This is a genomic window from Candidatus Epulonipiscium sp. (assembly GCA_012519205.1).
Classification (GTDB): Bacteria; Bacillota; Clostridia; order Lachnospirales; family Defluviitaleaceae; genus JAAYQR01.
Genome location: JAAYQR010000007.1, coordinates 32,425 through 50,459, shown reverse-complemented (window position 1 = coordinate 50,459; position 18,035 = coordinate 32,425). Strand labels below are relative to the sequence as shown.

Annotated in this window: 12 protein-coding genes; 1 reads left to right on the top strand and 11 read right to left on the bottom strand. The window is 35.4% G+C overall.

What is annotated here, in order from left to right:
- Positions 1-43: 43 nt before the first annotated feature.
- The 3 genes from codY to dprA all read right to left on the bottom strand — a co-directional run bounded on the left by codY (position 44) and on the right by dprA (position 4,329).
- The gene (codY, locus tag GX308_01420; GenBank protein ID NLK20751.1) at positions 44-820 is read right to left on the bottom strand and encodes a GTP-sensing pleiotropic transcriptional regulator CodY; all 777 of its coding nucleotides are present in this window, start codon (positions 818-820) and stop codon (positions 44-46) included.
- A 320-nt stretch (positions 821-1,140) separates the two neighbouring features.
- Positions 1,141-3,204 (bottom strand): type I DNA topoisomerase, encoded by a 2,064-nt coding sequence (gene topA / locus GX308_01415; GenBank protein NLK20750.1) that lies wholly within the window; start codon positions 3,202-3,204, stop codon positions 1,141-1,143.
- A gap of 12 nt (positions 3,205-3,216) precedes the next feature.
- Positions 3,217-4,329, bottom strand: a complete 1,113-nt coding sequence (gene dprA, locus GX308_01410) for a DNA-protecting protein DprA (protein NLK20749.1) — start codon at positions 4,327-4,329, stop codon at positions 3,217-3,219.
- A 225-nt stretch (positions 4,330-4,554) separates the two neighbouring features.
- Between dprA and GX308_01405 the strand changes: the two genes are divergently transcribed.
- Positions 4,555-6,084: a YifB family Mg chelatase-like AAA ATPase gene (locus tag GX308_01405; protein ID NLK20748.1), complete on the top strand. Its 1,530-nt coding sequence runs from the start codon at positions 4,555-4,557 to the stop codon at positions 6,082-6,084.
- A 63-nt stretch (positions 6,085-6,147) separates the two neighbouring features.
- On the opposite strand, the gene GX308_01400 is transcribed toward GX308_01405, so the two are convergent.
- The 8 genes from GX308_01400 to GX308_01365 all read right to left on the bottom strand — a co-directional run bounded on the left by GX308_01400 (position 6,148) and on the right by GX308_01365 (position 17,873).
- On the bottom strand, positions 6,148-7,575 hold the full coding sequence (locus tag GX308_01400) for a 4Fe-4S binding protein (GenBank protein ID NLK20747.1): 1,428 nt from the start codon (positions 7,573-7,575) through the stop codon (positions 6,148-6,150).
- Positions 7,576-7,587: 12 nt separating this feature from the next.
- Positions 7,588-8,760, bottom strand: coding sequence for a SpoIIE family protein phosphatase (locus GX308_01395; GenBank protein ID NLK20746.1), 1,173 nt, complete (start codon positions 8,758-8,760; stop codon positions 7,588-7,590).
- On the bottom strand, positions 8,753-10,429 hold the full coding sequence (locus GX308_01390; GenBank protein NLK20745.1) for a 4Fe-4S dicluster domain-containing protein: 1,677 nt from the start codon (positions 10,427-10,429) through the stop codon (positions 8,753-8,755). Before GX308_01390 ends, GX308_01395 begins: the two co-directional genes overlap by 8 nt.
- 27 nt (positions 10,430-10,456) lie before the next feature.
- On the bottom strand, positions 10,457-10,696 hold the full coding sequence (locus tag GX308_01385) for a (2Fe-2S) ferredoxin domain-containing protein (GenBank protein ID NLK20744.1): 240 nt from the start codon (positions 10,694-10,696) through the stop codon (positions 10,457-10,459).
- 16 nt (positions 10,697-10,712) lie between these two features.
- A complete protein-coding gene (locus GX308_01380; protein NLK20743.1) occupies positions 10,713-11,462 on the bottom strand; it encodes a phosphotransferase in 750 nt (249 codons plus the stop codon).
- Positions 11,463-11,474: 12 nt separating this feature from the next.
- Positions 11,475-14,084, bottom strand: coding sequence for a bifunctional acetaldehyde-CoA/alcohol dehydrogenase (gene adhE, locus GX308_01375; GenBank protein ID NLK20742.1), 2,610 nt, complete (start codon positions 14,082-14,084; stop codon positions 11,475-11,477).
- Between the two features lie 161 nt (positions 14,085-14,245).
- Positions 14,246-15,169, bottom strand: coding sequence for a LysR family transcriptional regulator (locus GX308_01370; GenBank protein NLK20741.1), 924 nt, complete (start codon positions 15,167-15,169; stop codon positions 14,246-14,248).
- A gap of 37 nt (positions 15,170-15,206) precedes the next feature.
- Entirely contained in the window at positions 15,207-17,873 is a 2,667-nt protein-coding gene (locus tag GX308_01365) for a GTP-binding protein (protein NLK20740.1), read from the bottom strand.
- Positions 17,874-18,035 lie beyond the last annotated feature (162 nt).

Genomic DNA, 18,035 nt, shown 5'->3' with positions numbered 1-18,035 from the left:
CACACCAATACTACAAAAATAAAAAAGCGACTTCCGTCGCTTTTTATCTTCTAAGTTTGTTTAATTCTTCTATCAGGATATTATTTAAAACCTTAATATAGGTTCCTTTCATTCCTAAAGAACGGGATTCAATTACTCCGGCGCTTTCGAATTTTCTTAGGGCATTGACAATAACTGATCTAGTAATACCTACTCTATCCGCAATCTTACTAGCCACTAAAAGACCTTCAGTACCATTTAATTCCTCAAATATATGAAGTATCGCTTCTAATTCGGAATATGATAAAGTACTTATGGCAGATTTTACAATATTAGCCTTTCTATCTTCTTCGGCTGACTCCCTAGTTTTTGAACGTAGTATTTCAAGTCCAATGATTGTTGCTCCATATTCTCCTAAAATTAAATCTTCGATGGTATATTGCCCACTATCTTTATAGAATAAAAGATTTCCTAATCTTTCTCCTCCGGCAGCAATAGGGATTACAGTGCTATTGTATTTTTGTATAATATCGTCTATGTTCTTAAAACGGTATTCTGATAATGGGACATTTTCTCTGGTTTCTATTACTTTTAGTAGGAATTCGCTAACTTCTGAATCTATAAAGTTCCCCGCAGCTTCATCTTTAGACTTCAAGATGTTGTTTGAAGGATTTGTATAATTCACCCCTAAAACCTTTCCTTTTGTGTTTATAGCTAAAACATTAGATGATAAAACATCACTGAGCACCTTACATATATCATTAAAAATAACTGGTTCAGAACCTGAACGCTGTAGTAATTGATTAACCTTTCTTGTTTTTCCCAATAATTCTACTGACATATTATTTCCTCCTTAATATTATCATTGTTCCATCTGTTTAGTATTCTGTTCAAAAGATTCTCACTTTATACAATTTAAAATGTTTTTTTGGAAGTTTCACTCCAATCTTTAATCCTCAAAAAAACAAAGCTGACAGGGTCAACTTTGTTGTCAAATTCTTCTAAATAATTGTTTTTTTCTTTCAATATACATATATATCTTATCATTAATTGTTTCAAAAAACAATATGTTTTAAATAACTTACTAAAAAACTTACTTTTCTTATCTGTAAACTTAGAAATAAATTTAAAGTATACTTCATTCATATTAAGATATTATTTTTACTCTTTAGTATGACTATAATTGCAGTCTGTATTACTACATACTACCCTTACCTTATTCCTTCCTTTTTCCACTAAAAATTCCCCGCATTTAGGGCATTTTTCCCCTGTTGGCTTATTCCAAGACATAAACTCACATTCATTATTATTTTCACAACCGTAATATTTTCGTCCCTTTTTAGTCTTTTTAATAATTACTTTTCCACCACAATTGGGGCAATCTACCCCTGCTTCTTCATATAATGGCTTGGTGTTTCTACAGTCAGGGAAACCGGGACATGCTAAAAATTTACCATATCTTCCGTATTTAACTACCATATTCCTTCCGCAATTTTCGCAGATTACATCGGAGACTTCTTCTAAATCTATATTTCCTATTTCCTCCTCGGCGATTTTTAGAGTTTCACTAAATTCAGGGTAAAACTCCTTAATTATCTTTTTCCAAGGAACATCTCCATTTTCTACTCCATCTAATTGTTCTTCCATATGGGCAGTAAAATCTACGTCAACGATATTTTTAAAATATGTTTTTAAAATGTCATTTACTATTTCACCTAATTCAGTTGTGTATAAAACCTTATTTTCTTTTGCTACATAGCCCCTAGCCAAAATGGTAGTAATTGTAGGCGCATAGGTGCTAGGGCGCCCTACCCCATTTTCTTCTAAGGTTTTAACTAAGGTGGCTTCAGAAAACCTTGGAGGTGGTTGGGTAAAATGTTGTTTTCCTTCTATTTTTTGTAGCACCATAGCCTCGTTTTCATCGATATCAAACTTAGGGGTTTCGTCCTTATCCTTTTCTTTATTATATACAATAAGAAACCCATCGAATTTAATGGAGGAACCGGAATTTGTGAAAATATATTTTCCTGCGCTTATTCTAATAGAAAATGTGTTGTATTCGGCAGGGGCCATCTGACTGGCTAAAAATCTCTGCCAAATTAATTCATATAATTTATATTGGTCCTTAGATAAAGATTTTTGGATATTTTTTGGGGCCTTATCTATATAGGATGGCCTAATAGCCTCATGGGCATCTTGACTCTTTCCCTTGCTTTTATATTCCGCACCCTTTGGGTTTAAATATTCTTTGCCAAAAGTTTCTTCAATATATTCCTTTGCCTGTGCCTTTGCTTCTTCTGAAATTCTTACAGAATCTGTACGAATATATGTTATAAGACCTACTGTACCTTCCCCTTGCAAATCAATACCTTCATATAACTGTTGGGCTATTCGCATAGTTTTTTGGGTGGAAAAACCTAGATATTTAGAAGCTTCCTGCTGAAGGGTACTAGTAGTAAAGGGGGGTATTGGATTTCTTTTACGCTCTCCCCTTTTTATCTCTTCTATTTTATACTTTTGTTTTTTTACCTCTTTAATAATTTTATCTGTTTCTTCTTTGGTACTAATCTCAAGCTTTTTATCTTTTAGACCATAAAATTTAAATCCTAAAACCTTGTTATTATCTTCATTAGAAAATTCAGCATCTATGGTCCAATATTCTTCAGGAACAAAGTTTTCTATTTCTTCTTCCCTATCACAAATGAGTCTTAAGGCAACCGATTGAACTCTTCCTGCACTAAGACCCTTTCTTATTTTTCTCCAAAGAAGTGGGCTGATTTTATACCCTACAATCCTATCTAAGGCTCTTCTTGCCTGTTGTGCATCAACTACATTCATATCTATACTTCTAGCTTCTTTAATAGAATTTTTCACTGCATTTTTAGTTATTTCATTAAAGGTAATTCTGCTTATCTTTTTTTCGTCTAATTTGAGGGCATGAATCAAATGCCATGATATTGCCTCCCCTTCCCTATCAGGGTCAGTCGCTAAATATACTTTATCGGCAGCCTTTGCTTCTTTTCTTAGTTTTTTAAGAAGTTCGCCCTTCCCACGGATAGTTATATATTTAGGTTCGAAATCTTCCTCTACATTTATTCCTAGTTGGCTTTTGGGCAAATCCCTTACATGTCCCATTGATGCCTCTACCTTATATGATCTTCCTAAAAATTTCTTTATGGTTTTTGCTTTAGCTGGTGACTCTACAATAACTAAGTAGTTTGCCATAATACCCCTCCATTACTGGTTTCGGATAAATCTTTTACCCGGCAACTGCTTTATTAATCCTTTAAGTTCTAACAATGTAAGTATACTTTGAAGCCTATTTATAGGATATTTTATACTAACAGACAATACATCAATATGGGAAGGTTCAAAACTTATACAATCATATACCAAATTTTCTTCCATTGCAAGTGTACCGATTGTTTTATCTTTATATTGCGATGTATTTTCTCTTTTATCCATAGGCTTTATACTTATTTCTTCTAATATATCCTCCACATTCATAACTAATTTTGCCCCTTGTTGTATTAATTTATTAGTGCCTTTGCTTGTGCTATTAAAAATACTACCAGGAACTGCATATACTTCTTTTCCTTGTTCCAGGGCTAAATCAGCCGTAATAAGTGCACCACTTTTTTCCTCTGCCTCAATAACGATAATTCCCTGACTAAGGCCGCTGATGATTCTATTTCTTGCAGGGAAAAACCAAGGCATGGGTTTGGTACCGGGAGGATATTCTGAAATAATTGTTCCTCTTTTTTCTATGGATTCCATTAGTTTTTTGTTAAATGCAGGATAGCATATATCAACCCCATTGGCAACAATGGATACTAGAATTCCATCTGCCTCTATGGTAGCTTTATGGGCCTCTGTATCAATTCCTTGAGCCAACCCACTGATAATCCCAAAGCCTTTAGAAACCAAATCGTAAACCAGTTTTCTTGTGACCCTTATACCATATTCAGAACATTTCCTTGGACCAACTACGGCAAGAAAACCCTTTTCAAAAGTAGGCAATTCCCCCTTTGTATATATCCCTAATGGAGCATCGGGGATAGTTTTCAATAAGGAGGGGTATTTTTTGTCGTTAATTGTGAGGTAGGAAATATTCTTTTGTTGCAAGTTATAAAGCCATTTTTTTATCTGATTGGGATTTTTTGATTTATCTAATATATTTAATTCTTCTTCAGAGAGGTTGGACAAATCTTTTAATTCTTTTTTAGACTTATGCCAGAGTTCCTCAGGGGATTTGAAATAATTAATCAGTTGTATCATTTTATCCTTTTTAATACCCCTTATAGTAGTTATCCACGCCCAATAAAAAGAATCCTTTGTAATACATTCCATCGAATCACCTACCTGTATTTTATAATCGTTCTTTATGTATTATAAAAACCAATTTGAACTTAATAAATAAATTTCCCTAGAGTTTAATATTATTAACACTTCTTATATATTCTTACCTTCTTTTTTATGTTCCAATACAAATTATTTATAAACTTGGTTTATAGCCTGTAAAAATGTGGAATAATACTATTGCTTGGCATACTTGTATTTTGGAAGGAGAAACAAATGATTAGTAAAGTTAAAAGCTGTTCTCTTTATGGTATAAATGGATATCTGGTGGATGTTGAGGTAGATTTAAGCGAAGGACTTCCTGGGTTTGATCTTGTTGGGCTTCCCGATTCCTCTATCCGTGAATCCAAAGAAAGGGTCAGGGCTGCCATAAAAAATTCGGAATTCCTATTTCCTATAAAACGAATCACGGTTAATCTAGCCCCTGCAGATACTAAAAAAGAAGGCTCCGCATTCGACCTTCCTATTGCTATAGGCATTACTAGTTGTAATGAAACAATACCTGAGGATATCTTAAATAAAACTATGATAGTAGGGGAACTCTCCCTGGATGGAAGTGTTAAGCCGATTAATGGCATTTTGCCCATGGTTTATTCTGCCCTTAAAAATGGCATTACTCAGTGTATTGTCCCTTTTGAAAATGCCGCAGAAGGAGCCATAGTAGAAGATATGAAAGTCATAGGGGTCCACACTTTAAGAGATGCCTTAAACCATTTGCAAAATATAAAGCCCATCCCTCAGACTACAGTAGATATCCATTCAATTATGGTTAATCCCAGTAATAGCAACCTAGATTTTTCAGATGTTAAGGGACAAACCCATGTAAAAAGGGCCCTAGAAATATCTGCTGCCGGATCTCATAATGTCTTAATGATAGGCCCCCCTGGTTCGGGTAAAACTATGATGGCGAGAAGACTTCCCGCTATCCTCCCCGATTTATCCTTTGAAGAAAGCATAGAAATCACTAAGATATATAGTATAACTGGACTTCTTCCCAACAAAAATTCTTTAGTCAATTCAAGGCCTTTTCGTTCTCCTCACCACACTGTATCAAATTCTGCCCTTGTCGGTGGGGGACGAATTCCCAGGCCAGGAGAGGTCAGTTTGTCCCATTATGGCGTTTTATTCTTGGATGAATTGCCTGAATTTAATAAGAATGTCTTAGAGGTGTTAAGACAACCCTTAGAAGATAGAGAAGTAACCATATCACGGGTTAATGCAACCCTAACTTATCCGGCAAGTTTCATGCTCATATGCTCTATGAACCCTTGCCCCTGCGGATATCTAGGGGATGCAGAAAAATGCCACTGTCAACCAGAACAAATTAAAAGGTATTTATCCAAAATATCCGGACCCCTGCTTGATAGATTGGACATCCACGTAGAGGCATCTCCTGTTAAATATTCCGACTTAGACATAAGAGAAAAAAGCGAATCCTCTGCTAGCATTAAAGAAAGGGTATTAAAAGCACAAAAGGTTCAGCAAGAACGGTATAAAAATGAAGCCTTTTTCTTTAATGCACAACTAGGTGCAGCTCAGATTGAAAAATATTGTACCCTTGGACAAGGAGAAAGAGATTTACTTAAGACTGCCTTCGAAAAATTAAACCTAAGTGCCAGGGCATATCATAGGATACTAAAGGTATCAAGGACCATTGCAGATTTAGATGGAGAAGAAAATATCGGACTGCAACATTTAAGTGAGGCTATACAGTATAGGAGTTTGGATAGGAAATACTGGGCATGATAAAAAAGCTTGCGATAATTTGCCGCAAGCTCTTTTAGTCTTTATTTCCAAATAATGAATTTACTAAAGTACTAAAAGACTAATTGCATCTTTTATAGTCTTCTCATAGGCTTCCATACCATATTTATCAACCTCAGCCTTATCTTTTTTTTCGTGGGTAAGGCAACCGGCGCCACCAATACATCCCCCTATACATGCCATTCCTTCTATGAAATTACCAACCGGAATTCCCTTAGATACTTTAAGCAATGCCTTACGGCATTCTTCGATACCATCACAAACCATGGGATTAAAATCAAAATCAATTATTTCTTGTTCTTTCAATCCCTGTCTAACAGCATCAGAGAGTCCTCCACTCCTTGCTAAAATCCTTCCATAATAAGATGCATTATCCAATACATCCTCATCAAGGGTGGTAATATCCAAATCTCGGCTATCGAACAATGCCTGTAATTCTTCAAATGTAATAACGCTATCTATATATTCTTTCACTTCTTTTTGTTGAAACTCCATTTTTTTAGCAGTACAAGGACCGATAAATACTATCTTTGCATTATTCATATTCCCCTTAATATATTGAGATATTACTGCTGCAGGAGAAAGATTATGAGATATATGTTCTGATAGCTCTGGGAAATGTTTGTTTATATATTTAACAAATCCCGGGCAACATGAACTTGTTAAAAATCCCTTTTCAACTAATTCTTTTGATTCGGAAAAAGCAACCATATCTGCCCCTAATGCCGCCTCTACAACATGGTAAAACCCTAACTCTTTGATACCACTTATTACCTGCCCTAATTTTGCATAGGTAAACTGACTTGATATTGAAGGTGCCACAATTGCATATACCTTATATTCTTCATTAGACTTACTCTTTTTTATCAAATCAATAACATTTAATATATATGATTTATCCATAATAGCTCCAAAAGGGCATTGATAGACACAGGCACCACATGAAATACATTTATCGTTATCTATGGAAGCAACCTTGTTTTCATCCATAGAAATAGCCTTTACTTTACACGAATTTTCACAAGGTCGGGCATGATTGGTAATGGCACTATATGGGCATACCTTTGCACATAGTCCACATTCAACGCATTTTGATTTATCGATATGGGCCTTTTGATTATGATCAAATTGAATGGCCCCCCGTTTGCAAACATCCTCACAGCGCTGAGCAATACATCCCCGACAGGCATTAGTCACCTCATAACCTCCGATGGGACATTCATCACAGGCAGCCTCTATCACTTCAATTACATTGGTATTACTTTTATTACCCCCCATGGCTAGCTTGACCCGTTCAGAGACGATGGCTCTTTCTTTATAAATACAACACCGCATAGAAGGGTCTTTTCCAGGAATAATAACTTTAGGTATATCTGTAATAGTTTCTAGCAATCTGTCATTCCAAGCTTGACGCGCTACTTCCTTTAGTACTTTATACTTTAGATACTGAACATTTGTATCAAATTTTTTCATTGCTATTCCCCCTTAAAAATAACTCACCTTAATGCGCTTTCCCATTTTTTTAAGACATTCGGATAGTTCATCAATAAGGCGCATTTTGATGTTAAAATTTATAGGCAAATTCGGATTTTGATGGGCAGGGTTAACAGCTTTTCCAACATAGAAGTTTATATCTGTGGCTTCTTCAAAAAGCAATCTTGCAATCTTAGAGGCTCCGTCCTGTTTATAGCACCACTGGGTATATGAACTGTTGTCTTCTAAATAATCTTGTGCATAGCTCAAAACTTTGTTGATAGTTATAACACCCTCCGTAACCAAGTCCACTCCCTCTATTTCAGCCGTTGGGGGAATTTCTGGATCATAAAAATCCAAATTCGGTATCAAGGATTTTTCTAAAAAATCGGCTGCAATCGTCGATGTTGTTCCTCCACATACGATATGTTTACCTTCCTTTGCAAAAAACAAAGACATCATCTTAGAACAATCATTACGGTTAACAGGGGGACCTATAACTAAATTCATAGGTTCTCTTTTACGTATACGAATGGTACAAACCGTTGCATCATCCCCTGGTTCTCCTCCGTAAAGATTGTTGCATTCATTGATTAAAATAGTGGTCAAGGTCTTAGCACTAAATCCGACATCATACAATGTTTCCATAAAGCTAATAACATCTTTTCGCTGCCATCCGAAATTTAGGGATTTTCCAATTCCTGCATGGATTACCCCATCACTCATAGAAATAAAAAGATCATTTTTTTGGAGCATTATCCTAGAGCGATAAATTATTTTGCCCCCCACTTCCATAATAGTAACAGGAAGCTCAAGATTTTCACCGTCCCGCAGCAGAATCACATTTGGATTATCATATTGTATAATCTCAGCTTCCTTATTATCTATAATATGTATTATAGTGAAAGTGGAATAGGCAACTTCCCTTACGGAACAAACCGGTAGGGTTGCAGCTATAGTTAAAACACAATCTTCAATATCCATTCCATTTGATATCATAGTAGAAATAATTTTGGAAGTTAAGGTTGACAAAATACTTGCTTTAACACCGCTGCCTAGGCCGTCAGCTAGTACAATTACTGTAGAATTTTCTCCCTGGGGAGCAATATCTACTCGGTCGCCACAAAGCTGTTCTCCACTTTTATTCAGGCTTTGATAACCAATATCAGCACAAAGTCTATTCATCTAAAATCGACTCCTTTAACTTTGTTAAAGCAATCTTCGTCTCTGCCGCCGTCTCTCCTAATAGCGATGCAATCTCCTGAACAATACGCATTTGTTTATCAACCACTTTATCCGCAATATCAACAGTATTTCTACTTATATATTCTTTCTTTTCTTTCTGTTTTTCTTCCTCAGTTACATCTCGCATTATACATATTACAATATGGTATTCCTTATCATAAAAAACATTTTGTTCTACATATCTTTTATACTCTGCCAAATATGTCCTACGATTACAGATATTTTCCCCAGTTTCCATAACATCAATAAATATTTTAGGATCTAAGATACGTATAACTTGTTCTCCCATTACATCTGCTTCATTTGCAATTCTCATTAATCTACAAGCTGCATTATTGATTTGTTGTACCTCTAAATCTTCATTTAAAACGATAATACCGTTTGTTGTATTACTAATAATATTATCGGAAAAACTTTCTGCCTTTTCTTTCAAAAATGGCAAGCACATAGAAAGATTTGCTTTACCCTGATATACGGCAATTGCCTTTTCACGACAGGTATCATAGCCACAGGTACCACAATTTAACTCATGCTCCAAATTCGTTTTTCCCATCTGCTTTAGTATGGATTTAATTTCATTTTCATTTGGAATTTTTTTATTAATACCTTTATAGATGTGATACTTTTTGATTTCTTCTCTATTTAAAGAATTTACTATAAAGTCTTTTTCACCTGCATAGGATGACACTTGTTGATAATCATGGATTGGTGAGTGATGAAACTTTTCCATAATTGGACCATTGATACAACTTCCTACACAGGCAGACATCTCTATAAAACAATGGGAGGCATTTCCCCTTATAATGTCTTCAAGAACATGAATACAATTTTCTATGCCATCTATGGCAATATAGTCATACTTGTCGCTATCACAATCCATTGTCTTTAAGATTCCCCCTGTTATCGGAAAAAACCTTGCCCTACTATTTTCTAGGGAATCTTTTTCTGGGGTTAATGCAATCTTTTGTTCATTAAACCACCTAGTCAATTCTTCAAAGGTAAGTACACAATCAACAAGCTCTGGGGATTTTTCAGCTTCATCTTTCTTAGAAAGGCAAGGCCCAATAAAGATAACTTTAGCATCCGGATAACGCTTCTTAATATCTAGTGCATGCGCCTCCATCGGTGACATTACATTTGCTAAATATTTCAAAGCCTCAGGATAGTGCTTTTGAATTAGTAAATTAACAGAATGACAACAGGAAGATATAATAATATCACTTTTCCCATCTTTAATTATTTCTTCATATTCTTTTTTCACGATTGTAGCTCCGATAGCTGTCTCCTCTGCTGTATAAAAACCTAGTTTCTTTAATGCTGTTTTCATGGAGGAAATCCCAATCCCATCGTAGTTTGCAACGAATGAAGGGGCAATACTTGCAATAACCTTTTCATTCCCTGCAAGGAGTACCTTAGCTTTTTCGGTTCCATCGGCTATTTCTTTTGCATTTTGTGGGCAAATTACAAAACATTGACCACATAATATACACTCATCGCTAACTACATGGGCTTGGTTGCCTGAAAAACGAATAGACTTAACAGGACAGTGACGGATACATTTATAACAGTTTTTGCAATTTGATTTTTTGAGCTTTAAAAATTCCGTCATTAACTTGACACTCCTTTTAACACACAGTTAAATTCTTTTTAATACCTCATTTTCAAAAAATTCATTTGTATTTTCTGGTGTTAACGAATAAGGGGTATCATCAACTGTCACACATACACCATTTTGACAATTATTCATACAAAAGGTTCCTTTTAAATCAATCTTATCCTTTAAATCGTTTTGTGAAATCAGGTATTGTAATTCTTCCACTACTTGCCTGGAGCCCTTTAAGTGACAAGAGCTCCCTATACATATTGTAATAGTCATTTTTATACCCCCTGTCTTATTCATACTCAACTACATTGGCCCATTGTTTTAAAAACTCCCGTTCTTCTGCTTTACCTTTGACCAATTGTGAAGCAGCAACAATCGGCAGCCATTGCTGTACATATTTTTTAGCGGTATTTGTTTTTTTACAGAATAAATCTATATATTTTTCTGCGGTTTTAATTTCCCCTTCAAGCCAAAACAATAAATAAGTTCTCGCAACGTCTGCAGAGGCATTACCCTGGGTTGCATGGGACCAGTCAAGGATAAATGGGGTTCCATCTTCCTTAATAATAATATTACTTGGATTAAAATCCCCATGGCATACCTTATGATGCTGTGGCATGCCTTCAAGCCTGGTTTGCAAATCATAACGAGTTGTGGCATCTAAATCTGCTTGAGAAATTTTGCGGGACATTTTGTCCTTTAATTTGTTTAGTAGGATAGATTTTTTAGAATGCACCTTTATTTGTAAATCTACGAACATTTCTAAATATGTTTCAAGCTTATCGGGATCTTCTTTCATAATCTGTTCAAGAGTTTTACCCTGAATATAGTCAGATACAATTGCCCATTTGCCATCAATAGTAGTAACTTCTATAATTCTAGGGATGTTTAAGCCAGTTTCCTCTATTCTTGCTTGATTCAAAGCCTCATTAAGAATGTCTGATTTTGAAAAGTCTTTATCAAAGACCTTTATTGCTTTATCATTATCACGATAAATGGTCTTGGATGTTCTAACAGCTATAATTCTATCAAGATTCATTTTTCTTCCCCCTTATTTACCATAGTAAGCGTTTAAATACATTTGCTTAATTTCGCTCATTAATGGATATCTTGGATTTGCTCCTGTACATTGGTCATCAAATGCTTGCTCAGTCATATCTTCTAGGCGATCTAGAAAATCTTTTTCGTCAACTCCATAATCCTTGATTGTCTTTTTGATACCTACTTTTTCTTTAAGGTTGTTGATAGCCTTTATTAAGTTTTCTAACTTTTCTTCATTAGTCTTTCCACCAAGTTTAAGGTAGTCTGTAATTTCTGCATATTTTTCTAGCATGCATGGATGATCATATTGTGGAAATGTACCCATCTTAACGGGTGCTTCTTCTGCGTTAAAACGTAAAACTTCCTCAATCATAAGCCCATTGGCAATACCATGGGGTAAGTCATGGAAAGCCCCTAATTTATGGGCCATAGAGTGGCAAACCCCAAGGAATGCATTGGCAAATGCCATACCCGCCATAGTTGCCGCATCAGCCATTTTTTCCCTTGCAATTGGGTCATTAGGACCGTTCTCATAAGCCTTTGGTAAATACTCAAATACCATTTTAAGAGACCTTAAGGCTAAACTATCTGTATAATCCGTAGCAAGCATGGAAGCTAATGCTTCAAGAGCATGGGTTACTGCATCTATCCCTGATGCCGCTGTTAATCCTTTTGGTGCATTCATCATCATATCTGCATCTACTATGGCCATGTTTGGCATAAGCTCGTAATCTGCCAGTGGGTATTTTACACCCGTTTTTTCATCTGTTATTACAGCAAATGGAGTTACTTCAGAACCTGTTCCAGCTGTTGTTGGCACCGCAATAAAATATGCTTTTTCACCCATCTTAGGGAATGTGTATACCCTTTTACGGATATCAACAAATCGCATCGCCATATCCATAAAGTCAACTTCTGGATGTTCGTACATTACCCACATAATTTTAGCAGCATCCATTGCAGAGCCTCCCCCAACAGCAATAATACAATCGGGTTCAAACGCTCTCATCTGCTTAGCCCCCTCTTGAGCACAAGCAAGGGATGGGTCAGGAGCAACATCATAAAATGTAGTATGCTTAATGCCCATTTCGTCCAACTTATTTGTTATGGACTTTGTATATCCATTGTTGTAAAGAAAATTGTCTGTAACGATGAATACTTTTTCCTTATTCATTACGTTTTTTAATTCATCAAGAGCTACAGGAAGACATCCTTTCTTTATATACACTTTTTCGGGTGTTCTAAACCAAAGCATGTTTTCCCTCCTTTCAGCAATAGTTTTGATATTTACCAAATGTTTTACTCCAACGTTCTCAGAAACAGAGTTTCCACCCCAAGAACCGCATCCTAGAGTCAAGGATGGTGCTAGCTTAAAGTTATAAAGGTCTCCTATCCCCCCCTGAGAAGAAGGTGTATTGATAAGAATACGACAAGTTTTCATTCGAGATGCAAATTCGTCTATTTTATCTTTTTTATTAACTACATCAACATACAGGGAAGATGTATGTCCATAACCCCCATCTGCAATAAGTTGCTCCGCCTTATTAAGGGCATCAGAAAAGTCTTTTGCTCTATACATAGCTAGAACAGGAGAAAGCTTTTCATGGGCAAATTCTTCACTTAGTTCAACACTTTCTACTTCCCCAATTAGGATTTTAGTATTTTCAGGAACATCTACCCCTGCCAATTTTGCAATGGTATATGCTGATTGTCCGACAATTTTAGCATTTAGAGCCCCATTAATAATGATAGTTTTTCTAACCTTTTCTGTTTCGACATCGTTAAGAAAATAACAACCCCTAGTGAAAAATTCTTTCTTAACTTTATTGTATACGCTATCTAAAACAATAACTGATTGTTCAGAAGCACAAATCATACCATTATCAAATGTTTTTGAATGAATTATTGAATTGACTGCAAGGAGGATATCTGCTGAATCATCTATAATCGCTGGAGTATTACCAGCTCCAACTCCAATAGCCGGTTTACCGCTTGAATACGCAGCCTTTACCATACCAGGGCCACCGGTAGCAAGGATAATATCAGATTCTTTCATAACAAAATTAGTCATTTCTAATGATGGCACATCAATCCAATCAATAATTCCTTCTGGGGCACCAGATTTGACTGCAGCTTCAAGTACAACTTTTGCAGCAGCTATGGTACTGTCTTTTGCCCTAGGATGAGGGCTAATAATAATACCATTCCTAGTCTTTAATGCCAAAAGGGTTTTAAATATTGCTGTTGAAGTTGGATTGGTTGTTGGAATAACAGCTGCAACAACACCAATCGGCTCTGCAATCTTTTTAATACCAAACTCCTTATCTTCCTCAATTATGCCACATGTCTTTGTATTTTTGTATGCATTATAAATATATTCTGCTGCATAGTGATTTTTAATAACTTTATCTTCTACTACCCCCATGCCCGTTTCTTCAACAGTCATTTTTGCCAGTTTAATTCTTTCCTTATTTGCTGCTGTCGCAGCTGCCAAGAAAATAGCATCCACCTGCTTTTGAGTGTAGGTTGCAAATATACTTTGTGCTTCCCTAACATTTTTCAGAGCTTTATCTAGTTCCTCGACACTATCAATAACTGTATAAGTCTTTTTCATATCCATCTGATTCACTCCTTATTTTTTATATTTATATTTTATAAGCAATATAAAAAGTTTAACTCTCTTTATGTTAATATTTTAACATTCCTTTTGCATTTGGTATAATGTAAAAAAGGAATATAGACATATCATTTTTGATATGCCTACATTATTCTACAATAAAATCATAATATCCTCTTTTTTATTTTATTAATTTCATCAATAAAACTTTTGTCCAATTCAGTAAGATGATAATCATTCCTATAAATTAGTACATCTTTATATTTCTTCTTGTTAAAATTGCATGATTTTTGCACCAAATGATGTAGTTTTAGAATATGCTCCGGTATAGGGGTAGCCCACATAAAGCTATTTTTTATATTGCTTAATAAATCAAATTGGATAGCCCTCTCAAAAATAAAAATTCGCTTATTACTACAACTAAAATGTTCTGACTTCCTTGCATCTATCGGAGAGAGGGATGGGATATAGGGATCTGAATGGGCTATTTCAATGCACTGACTTAAATCTGAAGCCTCTATATTTTCTTTCTTTGCAAGGGAATTGTCCTTTGACATTAGCAAAAAATTAGAAAACTGCATGATTGTCTCTGATGATAAATTGTGCTTGTATAACATCCTATGATAATATTTCTCAAAATTTATCTGATAACGGATAATTGCCAACTTATAATCATCTTTTAATATATTGTCTATTGCCTTCATCGAATTAGTTTCTTTGTAAAAAATTTTGGCTTCATCAGTACTATTTATTCTTTGTATGAAATTTGTAAATGCCGTACCAATGTAACTTGCACGGGGTACGGAAATAGAAAATTGTTGTTTGGCATTTTTCTTATTTTCGTAAATGGATTTAACCTCGTCCACCTGCATAAGGATTTTCCTAGCATACATTAAAAATTCTTCTCCTTGGACCGTTATAGATATCCCTTTTGATGTACGATTAAAAAGGGTAATCCCGAGGGATTCTTCTAGTTCTTTAATAGCTCGGCTAAGGTTGGGCTGGCCCATTAATAAATTCTCAGCCGCTTTACTAATGGAACGGGTTTTTTCCACCTCTAATGCATACCTTAAATGTGATAAGTTCATAAACCAACCTCTTCTCAGTTTTTTAATGAATTAAAGGCTATTTTTTAAAAGGATTAGTGGTTTTTATAATTTCCATTTGTGATTTTACTTCTGAAGGTATCGAATCGAATAAAGGATTCTGAACATCTTGTTGTAAAGTCATATAGCCTTCTAGATGGTTTTTATTGGCATCTTCAATTTCTAATTTAAGTTCCCTAGCAGACAAAAGTGCGCTACCGGCACCTCTTACGATGATTTGTTGAAGCCCATCCGATGTAGCCACTATAATATTGTATTCTTTATTATGCTCATAGGAAAATTTTTCAATGTATTGATCTGCGGTCTGTGCTTCCTTCGTATATACAACATAGATATCCTGGTAATCAATCATTTCTTCTTTATGCCCTTTTACTCTATAGGCATCAAAAACTACAATAATTTTATACTCTTTAATTGCCTTATAATTACTTAATATATCCAATAGTTTGGCCCTTGCACTATCTAGATTATTCTCTGCAAGTTCCTTAAGCTCAGGCCAAGCAAAAATTATATTATAGCCATCTACAAGAAGATAATTTTCCTTCTTTTGTTCCATTTCTTTAGACTTAAATTCACCGGTGGGGCCCATTGATTTGTAGTAGCGTTCCACAGATGATTTCGTTTTTTTCCACGGAGACTTCTTCCCTTGATTTGATACCGTTTTGTCTAAAATTTGATCGATTTCCTCTAAGCTTATCCATTTACTATCAGAAGATATTTTATTATGAAACTGTTCTTCTAAATTATCTCGTTTGGGTTGAAGATAGCCTTCAATGTGCATATAATCTTTTACTTCATCCCAGCTAACTAAAAACCCTGTTCCTTGGGAACAAAATACCGAGCCCGTGGGATTTTCTATATCTCTTTCGGAATCGTAACCCACTTGCTTAACAACTTCCTCTTCATTATGGCAATAGTCATATCCTTTAAAGGTGCAAAACAATCTGCCAAATCCTCTTGTATAGGCCATTAACTCTTTTTGATAGTTCCGCATAGTGACGACTGGGGAGCTTCCTATTAGGGTTGTCATTTCATCATCGGTCTGTAATATTTCACTGGTGCCATACATTTTTTCAATATCAGTCATAGCCCTTCCTACCATATTTCTAGGTACTTCTAATTGAAAACTGTAATAGGGTTCAAGCAGTATAGATTGGGATTCTTTTAGTCCTTGCCGTACGGCACGGTAAGTTGCCTCTCTAAAATCCCCGCCCTCTGTATGCTTATTATGGGCACGACCGGATACTAGGGTTATTTTCATATCCGTAATTGCAGAGCCTGTTAATACACCCTTATGGGTCTTTTCTTCTAAATGGGTCAAAACAAGCCGCTGCCAATTTTTTGATAAGACATCTTCACTGCAGACTGTTTCAAATTGCAAACCGCTACCCCGTTCCCCGGGCTCCAGTAATAAATGAACCTCTGCATAATGCCGAAGGGGCTCAAAATGCCCAACTCCTTCCACAGTATTTGTAATGGTCTCTTTGTAGACTATATGACCTTCATCAAAAGATATATCTACATTAAACCTTTTTTTTACAAGACTTTGCAATATTTCAGTTTGGACCTCACCCATGATTTGCACCTGGATTTCTTGAAGTGTTTCATTCCAAACAATATGAAGTTCCGGATTCTCTTCTTCTATCTCTCGAAGCTTTGGCATAATCTCTCTCGGGGAACAATCCTTAGGCAATTTAATCTGATAAGATAATACTGGTTCAAGAATAGATTTTAGAAAACTTTTTTCTGTCCCTAATCCCTCCCCAGGTTTTGTTTGCGTTAGCCCTGTTACAGCACAAATCATCCCCCTTTGTACCTCACTAACAGCTTCAAAATCCTTGCCAGAATAAATGCGAATTTGGTTGACTTTTTCCTCCCAATTATCTCCTGTTAAAATATCTCTTACCCTTAGACTACCACCGGTAAGTTTCATATGAGTTAGCCTATTGCCTTGTTCATCCCTAGATATCTTAAAAATTCTAGCACCAAATGCTTCGGGATATAAGGGCCCTTTAGAATATTGAATCATCTTTTCCATAAAAAAATCAATGCCTTCTAATTTGAGGGCTGAACCAAAAAAACAGGGAAATATCTTACGGGATTTAATAGCACTTTTTATACTTTCCGTTTCTACACGCCCGGTGTCCAAATATTCTTCCAATAAAGTCTCCCCACCCATGGCAATTTCTTCATAAAATCCATTCCCTGTGTCCTTTTCAAAAGAGATGCATCCATCGCCTAACCGTTCTTTTAGGGATTTCATTAGCCTGATTTTATCAATTCCTTTTTGATCCATTTTATTAATAAATAAAAATACTGGAATACCATACATTTCCAAAAGGGTCCAAAGGGTCTTTGTATGGCTTTGCACTCCATCGGCACCGCTGATTACTAATATAGCATAATCCAAAACCTGCAGTGTACGTTCCATTTCTACAGAAAAATCAGTATGTCCCGGTGTATCTAAAAGGGTAATTTGGGTTGAACAGATTTCAAAATTTGCTTGGCTAGAAAAAATAGTAATACCCCTAGCTTTTTCAATGTCATCTGTATCTAAATAAGCATCCTGGTTATCCACCCTACCTATTTTACCAATTTTTCCGCTTAAATATAGCATACTTTCGGATAACGTTGTTTTGCCGGCATCTACATTTGCTAATATACCAATTGTTAGTTTATTTGTCATATACCTCAAATCCTTTATCTTTACGTCCGATTTTAAATGATGCATTCTATGGATTCCTAATTAAAAGCTTTATAATTTCATTCTTACAAATATCCTATCTTCTCATATTATGATACCAATAAACTTCCCTAATATCAATGATACCTATAGTTATTCAAATGG

Bases quoted from the DNA above. Each gene is read 5' to 3' on its own strand.
- codY (NLK20751.1), bottom strand. From the start codon at position 820: ATGTCAGTAGAATTATTGGGAAAAACAAGAAAGGTTAATCAATTACTA.
- topA (NLK20750.1), bottom strand. From the start codon at position 3,204: ATGGCAAACTACTTAGTTATTGTAGAGTCACCAGCTAAAGCAAAAACC.
- dprA (NLK20749.1), bottom strand. From the start codon at position 4,329: ATGGAATGTATTACAAAGGATTCTTTTTATTGGGCGTGGATAACTACT.
- GX308_01405 (NLK20748.1), top strand. From the start codon at position 4,555: ATGATTAGTAAAGTTAAAAGCTGTTCTCTTTATGGTATAAATGGATAT.
- GX308_01400 (NLK20747.1), bottom strand. From the start codon at position 7,575: ATGAAAAAATTTGATACAAATGTTCAGTATCTAAAGTATAAAGTACTA.
- GX308_01395 (NLK20746.1), bottom strand. From the start codon at position 8,760: ATGAATAGACTTTGTGCTGATATTGGTTATCAAAGCCTGAATAAAAGT.
- GX308_01390 (NLK20745.1), bottom strand. From the start codon at position 10,429: ATGACGGAATTTTTAAAGCTCAAAAAATCAAATTGCAAAAACTGTTAT.
- GX308_01385 (NLK20744.1), bottom strand. From the start codon at position 10,696: ATGACTATTACAATATGTATAGGGAGCTCTTGTCACTTAAAGGGCTCC.
- GX308_01380 (NLK20743.1), bottom strand. From the start codon at position 11,462: ATGAATCTTGATAGAATTATAGCTGTTAGAACATCCAAGACCATTTAT.
- adhE (NLK20742.1), bottom strand. From the start codon at position 14,084: ATGGATATGAAAAAGACTTATACAGTTATTGATAGTGTCGAGGAACTA.
- GX308_01370 (NLK20741.1), bottom strand. From the start codon at position 15,169: ATGAACTTATCACATTTAAGGTATGCATTAGAGGTGGAAAAAACCCGT.
- GX308_01365 (NLK20740.1), bottom strand. From the start codon at position 17,873: ATGACAAATAAACTAACAATTGGTATATTAGCAAATGTAGATGCCGGC.